Source organism: Streptomyces piniterrae, assembly GCF_005048155.1.
GTDB lineage: Bacteria > Actinomycetota > Actinomycetes > Streptomycetales > Streptomycetaceae > Streptomyces > Streptomyces piniterrae.
This window is the reverse complement of the sequence record NZ_SUMB01000001.1, coordinates 1-14,596: the sequence shown is the minus strand read 5'-3', so window position 1 is coordinate 14,596 and position 14,596 is coordinate 1. Positions and strand designations below refer to the sequence as shown.

At 68.8% G+C, this 14,596-nt stretch carries 12 protein-coding genes, 2 rRNA genes and 1 riboswitch; of the genes, 1 reads left to right on the top strand and 13 read right to left on the bottom strand.

Annotated features, from left to right (window positions below):
* Nucleotides 1-84: 84 nt before the first annotated feature.
* Nucleotides 85-2,970, bottom strand: coding sequence for an aminomethyl-transferring glycine dehydrogenase (gene gcvP, locus FCH28_RS00070; protein WP_136737585.1), 2,886 nt, complete (start codon nt 2,968-2,970; stop codon nt 85-87).
* Nucleotides 2,971-3,159: 189 nt separating this feature from the next.
* A riboswitch (glycine riboswitch) is annotated at nt 3,160-3,257 on the bottom strand.
* Between the two features lie 115 nt (nt 3,258-3,372).
* On the opposite strand from gcvP, the gene FCH28_RS00065 reads away from it, so the two are divergent.
* Nucleotides 3,373-3,759 carry a PRC-barrel domain-containing protein gene (locus FCH28_RS00065; protein ID WP_136737584.1) on the top strand — a complete coding sequence of 129 codons (387 nt, stop codon included), beginning with the start codon at nt 3,373-3,375 and terminating at the stop codon, nt 3,757-3,759.
* Here FCH28_RS00065 and FCH28_RS00060 read toward each other — a convergent pair.
* From FCH28_RS00060 to FCH28_RS00005, 12 genes are all read right to left on the bottom strand, one after another.
* Nucleotides 3,666-5,117 carry a DNA polymerase IV gene (locus FCH28_RS00060; RefSeq protein ID WP_169314006.1) on the bottom strand — a complete coding sequence of 484 codons (1,452 nt, stop codon included), beginning with the start codon at nt 5,115-5,117 and terminating at the stop codon, nt 3,666-3,668. The genes FCH28_RS00065 and FCH28_RS00060 overlap by 94 nt on opposite strands.
* A gap of 465 nt (nt 5,118-5,582) precedes the next feature.
* Nucleotides 5,583-6,188, bottom strand: a complete 606-nt coding sequence (locus FCH28_RS00055; RefSeq protein ID WP_136737582.1) for a MerR family transcriptional regulator — start codon at nt 6,186-6,188, stop codon at nt 5,583-5,585.
* Between the two features lie 183 nt (nt 6,189-6,371).
* Nucleotides 6,372-6,845 carry a bifunctional nuclease family protein gene (locus FCH28_RS00050; RefSeq protein ID WP_006606439.1) on the bottom strand — a complete coding sequence of 158 codons (474 nt, stop codon included), beginning with the start codon at nt 6,843-6,845 and terminating at the stop codon, nt 6,372-6,374.
* 53 nt (nt 6,846-6,898) lie between these two features.
* Nucleotides 6,899-7,651, bottom strand: coding sequence for a transcriptional regulator FtsR (gene ftsR, locus FCH28_RS00045; RefSeq protein ID WP_136737581.1), 753 nt, complete (start codon nt 7,649-7,651; stop codon nt 6,899-6,901).
* A 17-nt stretch (nt 7,652-7,668) separates the two neighbouring features.
* Nucleotides 7,669-8,517: a double zinc ribbon and FHA domain-containing protein gene (locus FCH28_RS00040; protein WP_246102350.1), complete on the bottom strand. Its 849-nt coding sequence runs from the start codon at nt 8,515-8,517 to the stop codon at nt 7,669-7,671.
* 118 nt (nt 8,518-8,635) lie between these two features.
* The gene (locus tag FCH28_RS00035) at nt 8,636-9,577 is read right to left on the bottom strand and encodes a DUF881 domain-containing protein (RefSeq protein ID WP_187363732.1); all 942 of its coding nucleotides are present in this window, start codon (nt 9,575-9,577) and stop codon (nt 8,636-8,638) included.
* A gap of 5 nt (nt 9,578-9,582) precedes the next feature.
* Entirely contained in the window at nt 9,583-9,915 is a 333-nt protein-coding gene (locus FCH28_RS00030) for a small basic family protein (protein WP_003984969.1), read from the bottom strand.
* Entirely contained in the window at nt 9,912-10,835 is a 924-nt protein-coding gene (locus tag FCH28_RS00025) for a DUF881 domain-containing protein (RefSeq protein WP_136737579.1), read from the bottom strand. Before FCH28_RS00025 ends, FCH28_RS00030 begins: the two co-directional genes overlap by 4 nt.
* 84 nt (nt 10,836-10,919) lie before the next feature.
* Nucleotides 10,920-13,415 (bottom strand): mannose-1-phosphate guanyltransferase, encoded by a 2,496-nt coding sequence (locus FCH28_RS00020; protein ID WP_136737578.1) that lies wholly within the window; start codon nt 13,413-13,415, stop codon nt 10,920-10,922.
* Nucleotides 13,416-13,530: 115 nt separating this feature from the next.
* The gene (gene clsA / locus FCH28_RS00015) at nt 13,531-14,139 is read right to left on the bottom strand and encodes a cardiolipin synthase ClsA (protein WP_136737577.1); all 609 of its coding nucleotides are present in this window, start codon (nt 14,137-14,139) and stop codon (nt 13,531-13,533) included.
* Between the two features lie 159 nt (nt 14,140-14,298).
* Nucleotides 14,299-14,415 (bottom strand): 5S ribosomal RNA (gene rrf / locus FCH28_RS00010).
* A gap of 75 nt (nt 14,416-14,490) precedes the next feature.
* Nucleotides 14,491-14,596, bottom strand: a 23S ribosomal RNA gene (locus FCH28_RS00005); the annotation flags it as partial.

Sequence of the window (14,596 nt, the reverse complement as noted above, 5' to 3'; positions counted from 1 at the left end):
CCGCGCACGCCCGGACGTACAACAGGGCCCCCGGCGAACTGCCGAGGGCCCTTGATGCTGTCCGGACGATGCCGGGCGGACGGATCAGCCGTCGTACTCGTCCAGCGGGGGGCAGGAGCAGACGAGGTTACGGTCGCCGAAGGCGCCGTCGATCCGGCGCACCGGCGGCCAGTACTTCTCCGAGGCCACGACGCCGCCCGGGAAGACCGCCTCCTCGCGGCTGTAGGAGTGCTTCCAGTCGCCGGCCAGCGCGTCCGCGGTGTGCGGGGCGTTGCGCAGCGGGTTGTCGTCCTTGTCCCACTCCCCCGAGCCGACCTTCTCGATCTCCTGACGGATCGCGATCATGGCGTCACAGAAACGATCCAGCTCGACGAGGTCCTCGCTCTCGGTCGGCTCGATCATCAGCGTGCCGGCCACCGGGAAGGACATCGTCGGCGCGTGGAAGCCGTAGTCGATCAGACGCTTGGCGACATCGTCGATGCTCACACCGGTCGCCTTGGTCAGCGGCCGGACGTCGATGATGCACTCGTGGGCGACCAGACCGCCGGGCCCGGTGTAGAGCACCGGGTAGTGCGGCTCCAGGCGCTTGGCGATGTAGTTGGCGCTGAGCACCGCGACCTGGGTGGCGCGCTTGAGGCCCTCGCCGCCCATGAGCCGGACATACGCCCAGGAGATGGGCAGGATGCCGGCCGAGCCCCAGGGAGCCGCGGAGATCGGGCCGACGCCCGTCTCGGGGCCCGCGGTGGGCTGCAGCGGGTGGTTGGGGAGGTACGGCGCCAGGTGGGCGCGCACGCCGACCGGGCCGACGCCGGGACCGCCGCCGCCGTGCGGGATGCAGAAGGTCTTGTGCAGGTTGAGGTGCGAGACATCGCCACCGAACTTGCCGGGCTCGGCGAGGCCGACCAGCGCGTTGAGGTTGGCGCCGTCGACGTAGACCTGGCCGCCGGCGTCGTGCACCGCGGCGCAGATCTGGGTGATGTGCTCCTCGAACACGCCGTGCGTGGACGGGTAGGTGACCATCAGGACGGCCAGCTCGTCGCGGTGCTGCTCGATCTTGGCGTGCAGATCGTCGGTGTCGACCTCGCCGTCCTCGCCGGTCTTGACGACGACGACCTTCATTCCGGCCATCACGGCGCTGGCGGCGTTGGTGCCGTGCGCGGAGGACGGGATCAGGCAGATGGTGCGCTGCTCGTCGCCGTTGGCACGGTGGTAGGCGCGGACGGCCAGCAGACCGGCCAGCTCGCCCTGGGAACCGGCGTTGGGCTGGATGGAGACCTTGTCGTAGCCGGTGACCGTGGCCAGCCGCTCCTCCAGCTCCTGGATGAGCGTGAGATAGCCCTGGGCCTGGGCGGCCGGCGCGAACGGGTGCAGCTGGCCGAACTCGGGCCAGGTGACCGGCTCCATCTCCGTGGTGGCGTTCAGCTTCATCGTGCAGGAGCCGAGCGGGATCATGCCGCGGTCCAGCGCGTAGTCCTTGTCGGCGAGGGTGCGCAGGTAGCGCAGCATCGCCGTCTCGGAGCGGTACTGGTGGAAGACCGGGTGGGCGAGGTACTCGTCGGTGCGCAGCAGCCCCTGCGGCAGCGCGTCGTCGGCGGCCGCGTCCAGCTGCTCGATGTCGGCCTGGATGCCGAAGGCGCCCCAGACACCGGCCAGCTGCGCACGCCCGGTCGTCTCGTCGCAGGCGATACCGACCAGGTCGGCGTCGACCTGACGAAGGTTGACGCCGGCCTCACGGGCGGCGGCGACGACCTCGGCGGCCCGGCCCGGCACCCGCGCGGTCAGCGTGTCGAAGTACGCGTCGTGGACGATCTCCACGCCGCCGTTCCGCAGGCCCTCGGCGAGGACGCCGGCGTAGCGGTGGGTGCGCCGCGCGATGGCCCGGAGGCCGTCGGGGCCGTGGTAGACGGCGTACATGCCGGCCATGACGGCGAGCAGCACCTGCGCGGTACAGATGTTGCTGGTGGCCTTCTCGCGGCGGATGTGCTGCTCGCGGGTCTGCAGCGCGAGGCGGTAGGCCTTGTTGCCGTCGGCGTCGACGGAGACGCCGACCAGGCGGCCGGGCAGGCTGCGGGCGAACTTCTCCCGTACGGCCATGAAGCCGGCGTGCGGGCCGCCGAAGCCCATCGGGACGCCGAAGCGCTGGGTGGTGCCGACGGCGATGTCCGCGCCGAGCTCGCCGGGCGAGGTCAGCAGCGTCAGCGCGAGGAGGTCGGCGGCGACGGTGACGACCGCGCCGAGCTCCTGGGCCTGCGCTATGACGGCGCGCGGGTCACGCACCGCGCCGGACGCGCCCGGGTACTGCAGCAGCACGCCGAAGACGCCGCGCTCGGCGATCTCCGCGGGGATGCCGTCGGTGAGGTCCGCGACGACGACCTCGACGTCGGTCGGTTCGGCGCGGGTCTGGATCACGGCGATGGTCTGCGGCAGACAGTCGGCGTCGACCAGGAAGACGCCCTGCTTGACCTTGCCCACGCGGCGGGAGAGGGCCATCGCCTCGGCGGCGGCGGTACCCTCGTCCAGGAGGGACGCGCCGGAGGTGGGCAGTCCGGTCAGGTCGGCGACCATCGTCTGGAAGTTCAGCAGCGCCTCCAGGCGGCCCTGCGAGATCTCCGGCTGGTAGGGCGTGTACGCCGTGTACCAGGCGGGGTTCTCCATGACGTTGCGCAGGATCACCGGCGGGGTGAACGTGCCGTAGTAGCCGAGGCCGATCATGGAGGACAGGACCTGGTTCCGGTCGGCGAGGCCGCGCAGCTCGTCGAGGACCTCGGCCTCGGTACGGGCCTGCGGCAGGCCCAGCGCCTCCGCGCTCTTGATCACGTCGGGTACGGCCGTCGCGGTGAGCTCGTCGAGCGACCCGAACCCGATCTGCGCGAGCATCTTCGCCTGCGCCTCGTGGTCGGGACCGATGTGCCGACGCTCGAAGGGGGTACCGCGCTCCAGCTCGGTCAAGGAGATGCGATTGGTGGTCATCTGCGGGGGCCTCCTGGTCAATACGACCTACGAGGGGCACCAAGGCGCTGGTGCCCGGACGGCCTCCCCCTCTGTCATCTCAACCTGAGAGCTTCACCGGCCCGCGCGCTGCGGCCCGGCTTTCACCGTCGGTGAGGGTGGGCTCCGGCGTTGTGCCTCACCGTGGCCCGCCCTGCTTTCCAGAGTGACCTCGTCCATGCGGTACGTGTGCCTGAGAGATTCCGGGGAGGATTTGCTCCTTCGGCGCCCCCGTCGCGAACGACAAAGGACTCTCCCGCATGGGGTCAGCGGCCAATCGCCAGCCTACCAGCGCACCCTCTGAAGGATCGTTCGAGTGGCCGGGGCATGAAATGTGCCGTTTGGTAGTTGTCTACAGGGCAAATGCGAGCAGTTGGAGGGGCCGTGCAAACCGATATCGATCCCCGGAGCCTGATCGGCCGCAAGGCATTCGACCGGCACGGCAACAAAATCGGCACCGTCGACGAGGTCTATCTCGACGACGCCACGGGGGAACCCGAATGGGCGGCCGTCCGCACCGGACTCTTCAGCCGGGACGCCTTCGTCCCCCTGGAGCCGAGCGAAATGCGCGAGGAAGGTCTGCGCATCCCCTACGACCGCAAGCTGATCAAGGACGCCCCGGACTTCGGCGTCGGCCGGCATCTCTCCCCCGAGCAGGAGCTCCAGCTCTACCACCACTACCGGCTGGATATCTCCTCCCCCACGGACTCGGTGTCATCGCCACCGCCCGCCGACAAGGACTTCGGCAAGATCGCCGGATCGGAGGACTGAACCGCCTCCGGCCCTCCCACCAGCGGCAACGGCTCCCCCGGCCGCAGCGCCGGATCCTCCACTGCGAAGGTCCGCACCCTCCCCGGTGCGGACCACGGCGTCTCGAAACGTACGGTCACCCGCCCCACCCCGCTCCCCTGCACCCAGCCGGCGCCATATTCGTCGTGCACCACATCCAGCCCCGGATGCCAGCGCCGCGGCCGCGCCTCCTCGGGCTCCGGCTCGCTCGCGTCGTCCGCCGCCGGCTCCGGGGCGGCCTGCGCCGTCTCCGCGGCCTCCCGCTCCGTCGCCAGCTGCGCGAACAGGTCCTCCTGCGTGAAGTCGGCCAGCCCGCTCACCCCCACGCCCAGCAGCCGTACCCCACCGGTCGTGTCCACGGTCTCCAGGAGCCGCACGGCCGCCTCGCGGACAACCCCCGGATCGTCGGTGGGCCCGCGCAGCGTCTCCGAACGGGTCAAAGTCGAGAAGTCGTAGTTCCGCACCTTGATCACCACTGTGCGCCCCGAGCGCCCGGCCTCCCGCAGCCGGTGCACACAGCGGTCGGCCAGCCGCACCAGCTCCGTCCGCACCCGCGTCCGGTCGGTCAGATCGACCTCGAAGGTGTCCTCGACCGAGACGGACTTCGCGTCCCGGTCGGCGACCACAGGCCGGTCGTCCTGGCCCAGCGCCATCGCGTACAGCCCCGCGCCGTGAGCCTTGCCGAGCAGCCGCACCAGCTCCGCCTCACCGGCCTCGGCGGTCTCCGCGACAGTCGTGATGCCGGCCCGCCGCAACGCCTCTGCCGTCGCCGGACCCACCCCGGGCAGCGTCCGCACCGTCATCGGCCCCAGCAGCTCCCGCTCGGTGCCCGGCTCGATCACCACCAGGCCATCGGGCTTCGCCGCCTCGGACGCGATCTTCGCCAGCATCTTGGCCCCCGCGAGCCCCACCGAACCCGTCAGACCCGTGGCCTCCCGGATGTCCCGCCGCAGCTTCTCCCCCACGGCCCGTACGGCGGACGTCTCCGCCGCGACCCCGCCCGCCTCCAGATCCACGAACGCCTCGTCCAGGCTCAATGGCTCCACCAGCGGCGACAGCGCCCGCAACAGCTCCATCACGGCGTCGCTCACCTGGCGATAGAGCAGGAAACGAGGGTGGAGATACGCGGCATTGGGGCACAGCCGGCGCGCCTGGGCCGTGGGCATCGCCGAGCGGATCCCGAAGACCCGGGCCTCGTACGAGGCGGTCGCTACGACGCCGCGCGGCCCGATCCCGCCGACCACCACGGGCTTCCCCCGCAGACTCGGCTTCGCCGCCTGCTCACAGGCCGCGTAGAACGCATCCATGTCCAGATGCAGGATCGTCGGCGCACTTCTCACATCTCCGATGCTGCCGCACACCACTGACAATCGCCCCGACGCCGGGCCCCGACACCCCCACACCGACCACGCCGGGCGCCAACAGCCCCTCGCCGACCACACGGACCCGCACCTCATCTCGCCGGCTCACACCGGACCAAGACGTCCCCTCGCCGCCCCGGGCGCGCACCCACACCTCGCCGGCTCACACCGGTCCAAGACATCCCCTCGCCGCCCCGGGCCCGCACCACACCCCGCCGGCCCAGTCCGGGCCCCGGCACTCCCTCGCCGCCCCCGGCCGGAACCACCACGTCGTCGGCCACGCCGTGAACCACGCGAATACCGCTCAGCACGCCGGAATACCGCTCAGCACCCGGGCGTTGTGGCCTCGCAGGGGGTCCTCGCGTCCCCTAGGGGAACCGTTCGAACACCCCCTAGGGAATTCCCCCGGCGCCCCCCGAGCGATCCCCCATTCCCGCCCCGGCCTCAGCCCGCCCGGTTGCGTCGCCTGGCCAGTTCGTCGTGCGGGTTCTTGCCGATGAGCGTCTCGCCGGTGTCCACGCGCTCTCCGTGCAGCTGTGACAGCGCGCTTTCCACATCCCGCCACACCACACCGACCGCGATCCCGAAGACGCCCTGGCCGCCCTGCAGCAGATCGACGACCTCGTCGGGCGAGGTGCACTCGTAGACCGTCGCACCATCGCTCATCAGCGTCATCCGCGTCAGATCCGCCAGCCCTCGCGAGCGCAGGTGCTGGACGGCGGTGCGGATGTTCTGCAGCGACACCCCGGTGTCCAGCAGCCGCTTGACGATCTTCAGGACGACGACGTCCCGGAAGCTGTAGAGCCGCTGGGTGCCGGATCCGTACGCCGGCCGCACGCTCGGCTCCACCAGGCCCGTACGTGCCCAGTAGTCGAGCTGCCGGTAGGTGATGCCCGCCGCCGCACACGCGGTCGGGCCGCGGTAGCCGATGTTCTGCGTCTCACGGTCCGCCGACACCGCGGCGGCCTGTACCGGGGCACGGTTCGCCGCCGCGCCCGAGTGGAGCGGCAACGCCCCTTCCGCCGCCGTACCGTCGCCGGTGATTGCCACGCCGCCCTCCGTCCTCCACGTCCCGGACGGGACCTGCCACATCGACGGTATGCAGTCACCCGGGGTGCGTCAACGATCGCCGCGCTCGCCACGCCGAGTGATAATCACCCTACGAGTGGTTTCTCGTGACCTCGCGCGGGGAAGGCGTAGCAGATTGGCCGGAATCAGATGTCCGGCGGCTGGTCACTGACTGTTGGTGCCGAAGTCCTCGGGCGAGATCTGGTCGAGGAACTCGCGGAATTTCTCCACCTCGTCCTCCTGCTCGTCCGGGATCGCGATGCCCGCGTCGTCCAGCACACCGTCGGTGCCGAAGATCGGCGTTCCGGTGCGCAGTGCCAGCGCTATGGCGTCGGACGGACGCGCGCTGACCTCGACGCCGCTGGCGAAGACCAATTCGGCGTAGAACACTCCCTCGCGCAGATCCGTGATGCGGACCTGCGTCAGCTCCTGGCCCACCGCTTCCAGCACATCCTTGAAAAGGTCGTGCGTCAGCGGCCTGGCAGGGACCATGCCCTGCTGGGCGAAGGCAATGGCGGTGGCCTCCCCTGGCCCGATCCAAATGGGCAAGTAGCGATCGCCTCCCACCTCCCGCAGGAGCACGATCGGTTGGCTGGAAGGCATTTCCACCCGGACACCCACGACGTCGAGCTCGTTCACACAGTAACCCTAGGACGTGCCCGGCCGGTTTGGGTAGTCGGGCACTCTTTTGCTCACTGCAGCCGGCCCCGCAGAGCGGTCTGGACCAGTGCCGCGTGCAGCCGTACGGACAGCGTCGCCAGCTCCTGGGCGGTGGCCTCGGCATGCGCCCTGGTCTGCGGATTGCGGTGCCGCCGAAGGGGTGCAACGACCTGCTCGACCAGGCCCGCCTCGCGTTCGGCGGCCGCCTTCACCGCCCGCAGATGTCGCGGTTCCAGACCGAAACGGCCGAGATCCGCGACAAGTTTGGCGACGGTGACGGCCTCGGCGTCATACCCCCCGCCCGCATCCGGAACGATCAGCCCGTACGACTCCCAGTCGGCGAGCGCCGCCTCATCCACCCCGGCGGCCGCCAACAGCTCGGCCCGGCCGATCCGGGCCGCCGCCGGCCGCTCCTCATCGGGGTCGTGCATGCCCTCCAGCAGGTCCCGTGAGGGCGCCGCCGCCTGAGCCGGCAGCTGGACCCGCTCACCGCGCTCCAGGGCGTCCAGATGCTCCCGGATGACCTTCAACGGAAGGTAGTGGTCCCGCTGCATCCGCAGGACGCTCGCCAGTCGCTCGACGTCCTCCGCGGTGAATTTGCGGTACCCGGAAGGCGTGCGCTTCGGCTCGACCAGCCCCTCGGCCTCCAGGAAGCGAATCTTGGAGATGGTGACCTCGGGAAACTCCTCGCGCAGCGAATTGAGCACCGTGCCGATGCTCACCGGCCTGCCGTCCGAGGAGGCGGTGCCGGCAGAACCGGCACCGCCTGTCGGTGTATCGCGCATATACCTTCCCCGGCCGGTCAGATACCGGCGCCTCGCTGGCTCGCGTAGAAGACCAGGCGGTACTTGCCGATCTGGACCTCGTCGCCATTGGAGAGCGCGACAGAATCGATCCGCTCACGGTTGACGTACGTGCCGTTCAGGCTGCCGACGTCGGAGACCGTGAAGGCACCGTCCTCGCCGCGACGGAAGTCCACATGGCGGCGGGAGACCGTCACATCGTCGAGGAAGATGTCGCTCTGCGGGTGACGGCCGGCCGTCGTCAGCTCGCCGTCCAGCAGGAAGCGGCTGCCCGAATTCGGGCCCCGGCGGACGATCAGCAGCGCCGAGCCCAGGGGAAGGGCGTCGACCGCCGCCTGGGCCTCGGGGGACAGCGACGGCGTCAGGGTCTGCCCCGTCGCCTCCGCGTCATAGGCCTCGAGCCCCGAAATGGAGATGGTCGACGTCGTCTCCGACGCGCGCTCGGCCTGTGCGCCCGCGCGCAGCGGCGCACCACAGTTGGAGCAGAACCGGCTCGCCTCGGCGTTCCGGTGCCCACACCTCGTACAAACCGGCAAGGCGAGCCCTCCACCCGTGCGTGCGGCCGATGGTTCCTGGGAACCTATGCGGGCGGGCCCGGAGGGGTCAACAGAACCCGCCCCGTGCCCCCCGGACGGACCGCCGACCTCATCACGGAAGAGCGGACGGTCCTCACCTGCGCCGCTCTCATCGGGCTGGCGCGGCGCGCGATGCCGCGCGGAGCCGCTGCCGCCCTCCTGGCGTGCGCTCTTGCCGAACAGCTTTCCAAACAACTTCACGGGCGATTCCCCTTGAACGAAACAGACCCGCCCGTGGGGCAGGACGAACCCTCGATGCACACACCGGCCGATCCGGACATCCTGTGAACGTCCGTGGCCTTCAGACAGTTTCCACCACACACCACACGCACGGTGCGCCGACCCCCCGCTACCTCATGCCCTCCCCGGGCCATCGCCATACGTGGACGCCTCACTGCGAGGACGACCGAGCGTAGTCAGGCCGCTTCGCCACTCGCAAGGCGTTCACAATGATCTTCTCCTGACGCGTCACAGCCACCTTGGCCTGCTCCTTTTCCAGCGTCTGGACGACCCCGCCAGGGATGTTCAGCGCCGGTTCCAGGTCCTCCGGCTTGCCGATGACCTTGAAACGGTACGGCTGCGTGACCCGCTTGCCGTCGATCTCCACGCCGCCCCGGACATCCGAGAGATAGGTGTCCGCGACGACCCGTACGTCATTGACCTGAATGGCCTCGGCGCCGGCCGCCCGCAGCTCCTGGATGGTGTCCAGCAGCTTGTCCGCCTCGACGGAGTGCGTGGGATCGTCGATGGCCAGGCTTATGCCGGGCCCTTGCGCCGCGACGGTCCCGGCCAGCACACCCAGCTGCTGCTCCTTCTCCACGGTCTGCTTGCGGGCCTCCTCGGCCTGGTTCGAGCTGTTCTCCAGCTCGGTCTTCTGCCCTTCCAGGCGCCGCTGTTCGTCCGTCAACCGCTGGGAGCGATTGTCCAGCTCGTCCAGAATGCGCACCAGGTCCTCCTGACGCGCACCCCGCAGCGCACTGCTCTCACTCGTGGAACGTACCTGAATCGCCAGGCCGAGGCCGAGAATGAACAGGAGGACAGCGACGATCAGTTGAGCGCGGGTCAGCCGAGGCGGCCACAGGCTCGCGACGAGGCGTTGCCGACCGGTCTTCGGCCGTCCCGGAGTCCCCTCTTCCGGTGTCTCGTCCGAGGCTGCGCCGGCCGCCGTGTCCTCGTCGTTCTGTGCACCGTCGTCCGATTCCTGACCTTGTGCACCATCTGCCGCCGGCTCCGGCGCACCCGAGTTCTCGGGTGGCATCGGCCGCCGTTCGGCCGGACGTCCTGGTTCCGGCTCCGGCTTCTTCTCCGGCTCCGGCGTCTCGTCGGTAGCCATCCGCCTCACGCCCTGAAGACGTGCCGGCGGATCGCGGCAGCGTTGGAGAAGATCCGGATGCCCAGCACCACGACGACGCCGGTGGAGAGTTGGGCACCGACGCCCAGCTTGTCACCGAGGAAGACGATCAGCGCGGCGACGACGACGTTGGACAGGAAGGACACGACGAAGACCTTGTCGTCGAAGATGCCGTCCAGCATCGCGCGCAGACCGCCGAACACGGCGTCCAGCGCCGCGACGACAGCGATCGGCAAGTAGGGCTCGACCACCGTCGGCACCACGGGTCGGACGACAAGTCCGACCACGACTCCCACGATGAGGCCCAGTACGGCGATCACGATGTGCCCTTCCCTATGTCGGCGCCGTCCGCCTTCGCGGCACCGGCCTTCGGCTGTGCGGTACGAACGATCAAGCTGGGCGCGGGCGGCAGCGTGACCTCGTTCTCAGCGGAAATCCTGGTGCGTACGCCGTAGTTCTCCTGCAGCACATGCAGATACTGACCGTCGGCGCTGTCCTGGAACGCGGTGCTGAGCCGCTGCCCGTCCCCCACCGCCAGCACCGTATAAGGCGGTACCAGTGGCTTGTTGTCGACCAGTATGGCGTCTCCCGCGGCTCTGATCGCCGAGAGTGACGTAAGCCGCTGCCCATTGACGGAGATGGCCTCCGCACCGGACTCCCACAGACCGTTGACGACGCGTTGCATATCCCTGTCACGTACCCGGCCGGTGTCCGAAAAACCACTGCTTTCGCGCGGCCCTCCGCCACTGGACTCCGTGCCCTTGGCATCGTCCACGACGAGCCGCACACCGGGCCCGGTGACCTGCGTCGAACCGGCCAGCAGCGCCAGCAGTTCGGCCTTGTCGCCGCCGTGCTTCTTCAGCGCCTCACGCTGCATCCTGCTGACGGCGGCCCGCGTCTCGTCGACCCGCTCCTGGAGCTCGTCCGCCGCGTCGGTGCCCTTCTGGATACGGTTGATGAGCTCCTCGCGCTCCTTGGCCAGCGTCGGCGCGGCTATCCGCGCCTGGGCGGCGCCGACCGTCACCACAACCGCCGCCAGCACCAGACCGGCCGCGAGACCCAACTTCGCCCGGAGGGTACGCGGCAGACCACTCACGCCCACAGCGGACTTACGCGCCGCGGCCTCGGCGTATCCGTCGTCGAGGCTGTGATCCATCACGTTGGTCAGCAGCGACATGGACGCATCGGGGCGCGCGGCCGGCTTCTGGGGAGTGCTCCGATCGGGGCGCTGCTGCGACATGCCGCACATCGTCCCACGTCGCCCGCGCACTCTCCCAATGGCCCCACCGGCGTGCCGAATCACGGCACGCCGGTGGGGTCGGGCTCACCGTCCGGCGCTGTCCACCACCGCCGACCACTCGTCCAGCAGCTGCTGAGCGGAGGCGTCGTCCGGCCCTTCCGCCCACAGATGGGTGACCGCTTCGCCCGGGTCCGGCAGCACCAGCACCCAGCGGCCGTCGGCCTCCACGACCCGCACACCGTCGGTGGTGTCCACGTCACGGTCCCCGGCCGCCTCGACCACATGCCGCATGACCAGCCCCTTCACCGCCCAGGGCGTCGCCAGATCACGGCGCAGCACATGCGCCCGCGGGATCCGCGCGTCGATCTGGCTGAGCGTGAGCTGCGTACGGGCCACCAGACCGATCAACCGGACAAACGCGGCGGCACCGTCGAAAACGCTGCTGAACTCCGGGATGATGAACCCGCCCAGACCGTCCCCACCGAAGACCGTGGCATCGTCACGCCCCACCCGGGTCAGATCGTCGGGCGACGTCGTCGTCCACTCCACCTGCGTCCCGTGGTACGCCGCGACCTGCTCGGCGATGCGGGTCGTGGTCACCGGCAGCGCAACCCGACCGGTGCGGCGTTCGGCCGCCACCAGGTCCAGCATGACCAGCAGAGCGCGGTCGTCCTCGATGATCCGTCCGCGCTCGTCCACCAGGGACAGCCGCTCGCCGACGGGGTCGAAGCGCACACCGAAGGCGGCCCGGGCGGACGCGACGATCTCGCCGAGCCGGACCAGGCCGGAGCGCCGGGCATCGGCGGACTCCGTCGGCCGGGATTCGTCGAGGCCGGGGTTGATGGTCAGCGCGTCGACCCCGAGCCGGCCGAGGAGGCTGGGCAGGACCAGGCCGGCGCTGCCGTTGGAGGCATCCACGACGACCTTCAGCCCGGAATCGCTGATGCCCTTCGTATCCACCGCCCGCAGCAGCGACCCCGTGTAGGAGTCGAACACGCTGGCCGGGAACCGCAGATCGCCGATCTCGCCGGGGAAGGCGCGACGGTATTCCTGGCGCGCGTACACCCGGTCGAGCTTGCGCTGCCCGGCCTGCGACAGGTCGGCTCCCCGCTCGTCGAAGAACATGATGTCGACGGAGTCCGGCACGCCGGGCGTCGTCCGCACCATGATCCCGCCGGCGCTGCCGCGGGCGGTCTGCTGTCGGGCCACCGGCAGCGGGACGTTCTCCAGGTCGCGTACGTCGATGGCGCTGGCCTGCAGTGCGGAGATCACCGCCCGCTTGAGCGCCCGCGCGCCTCGGGAGTGATCGCGGGCGGTGGTGACCGTGGAGCCCTTTTTCAGCGTGGTGGCGTACGCACCGGCGAGCCGGACGGCGAGCTCCGGGGTGATCTCGACATTGAGGATCCCGGACACCCCGCGCGCGCCGAACAGATGCGCCTGACCACGGGATTCCCAGATCACCGAGGTGTTGACGAAAGCACCGGCCTCGATGGTCTTGAACGGATAGACCCGCACATTGCCCTGGACGATCGATTCCTCACCTACGAGGCATTCGTCGCCGATGACGGCGCCGTCCTCGATCCGCGCGGCCCGCATGATGTCGGTGTTCTTGCCGATCACACAGCCACGCAGATTGCTGTGCTGCCCGATATAGACGTTGTCGTGCACCACCGCCCTGTGGAGAAACGCACCGCTCTTGACCACGACGTTGGAGCCGACGATGGTGTGCTCGCGGATTTCCGCATCCGCCTCGATCTTGGCGTAGTCGCCGATGTAGAGCGGACCGCGCAGTACGGCATCCGGGTGTACGTCGGCGCCCTCGGCGACCCAGACCCCGGGCGAGATCTCGAATCCGTCGATTTCGACGTCGACCTTGCCCTCGAGGACATCGGCCTGGGCCTTCACATAGCTCTCGTGAGTGCCGACGTCCTCCCAGTAGCCCTCGGCGACATAGCCGTAGATCGGCTTGCCCTCCTTCATGAGCTGCGGGAAGACATCACCCGACCAGTCCACCGGAACGTCGGGCTCGAAATAGTCGAAGACCTCCGGCTCCATGACGTAGATACCGGTATTGACGGTGTCCGAGAACACCTGGCCCCAGGTGGGCTTTTCCAGGAACCGTTCGACCCGGCCGGCTTCGTCGACGATGGTGATGCCGAACTCGAGCGGATTGGGCACCCTCGTGAGGCAGACGGTGACGAGGGCGCCCTTTTCCTTGTGGAACCGAATCAGGTCGGTGAGATCGAAGTCGGTGAGTGCGTCACCGGAGATGACGAGAAAGGCATCGTCCTTGAGTGCTTCCTCGGCGTTCTTCACACTGCCGGCAGTGCCCAGCGGCTTTTCCTCATTGGCGTAGGTGAGCTCCATTCCGAGCTCTTCCCCGTCGCCGAAATAGTTCCGGACGAGCGAGGCAAGGAATTGCACGGTCACGACGGTCTCACTGAGACCGTGCCGTTTCAGCAGCCTGAGTACATGCTCCATGATCGGCCTATTGGCCACTGGCAGCAGAGGCTTGGGCATACTGGACGTCATGGGGCGAAGGCGTGTTCCTTCGCCGCCGGCCATCACAACGGCCTTCATGTCGGAAGCGTCCTCCTCTAAGAGACGACGGTCTTGCCGACTTCACCTGTCCAGATCGCCCACTGTTCGCGCATACGGGCGCCGGGACTTGGCACAATCTGCCGGTTCGGCGAGCTCAGTCGGCCGTGGCGTCCGCCCTGATGAGTCGGCGGACCTGGACCACGTAGAGGATCCCTGCCCACCAGTAGAGCGCGGTACCCCATCCGGCGAACGCCCATCCGAAAACAGCTGCGAGCCTGTGAAGCCAGTCCCCTCCGTCGCTCAGCAGGAGCAACGGGAAGGCATACATCAAGTTGAACGTAGCCGCTTTCCCCAGGAAGTTCACCTGGGGAGGGCCGTAACCGTGGCGTGCGAGGAATCCGACCGCGATCAGCAGCATCAGTTCACGAGCCAACAGGGCCGCGGTGAGCCAGAGCGGCAGAATCTCACGCCATGTCAGACCCACCAGGGTGGAGAGAATGTACAGACGATCGGCGGCGGGATCGAGGATCCGGCCCAGGCTGCTGACCTGGTTCCAGCGCCGGGCGAGCTTGCCGTCCAGGTAGTCGCTGACACCACTCAGTGCGAGCACGAGCAGTGCCCACCCGTCAGCGTTGGGCCCGCCGAATTCCGGCCACAGGACCAACCACAGGAACACCGGCACGCCGACCAGGCGAGCCATGCTCAGAATGTTCGGGATGGTGAGGACTCGATCCGTCTGGACCCGCGTCTCCTGGACCTCCACGCGGGGGCCTCCTGTGGGAAATGTGCCAATGATGCCCCTGACCTTACCTGCCCCGTCGGCCGCGCCGTGCTCCGGGTCCGTGATCAGCCGATTCCACCCCCGGAACGCGAAAAAGCCCCGCCTGGAACCTGGTTCCTGGCGGGGCTTTCCCCAAAAATTGTTCGGCGGCGTCCTACTCTCCCACAGGGTCCCCCCTGCAGTACCATCGGCGCTGAAAGGCTTAGCTTCCGGGTTCGAAATGTAACCGGGCGTTTCCCTAACGCAATGACCACCGAAACACTATGAAGTTAACCAACCGGAGCAGACTCAACGGTCGTTACTTCAGAACCTACACAGTGGACGCGAGCAACTGAGGACAAGCCCTCGGCCTATTAGTACCAGTCAACTCCACACCTTACGGCGCTTCCATATCTGGCCTATCAACCCAGTCGTCTACTGGGAGCCTTAACCCCTCAAA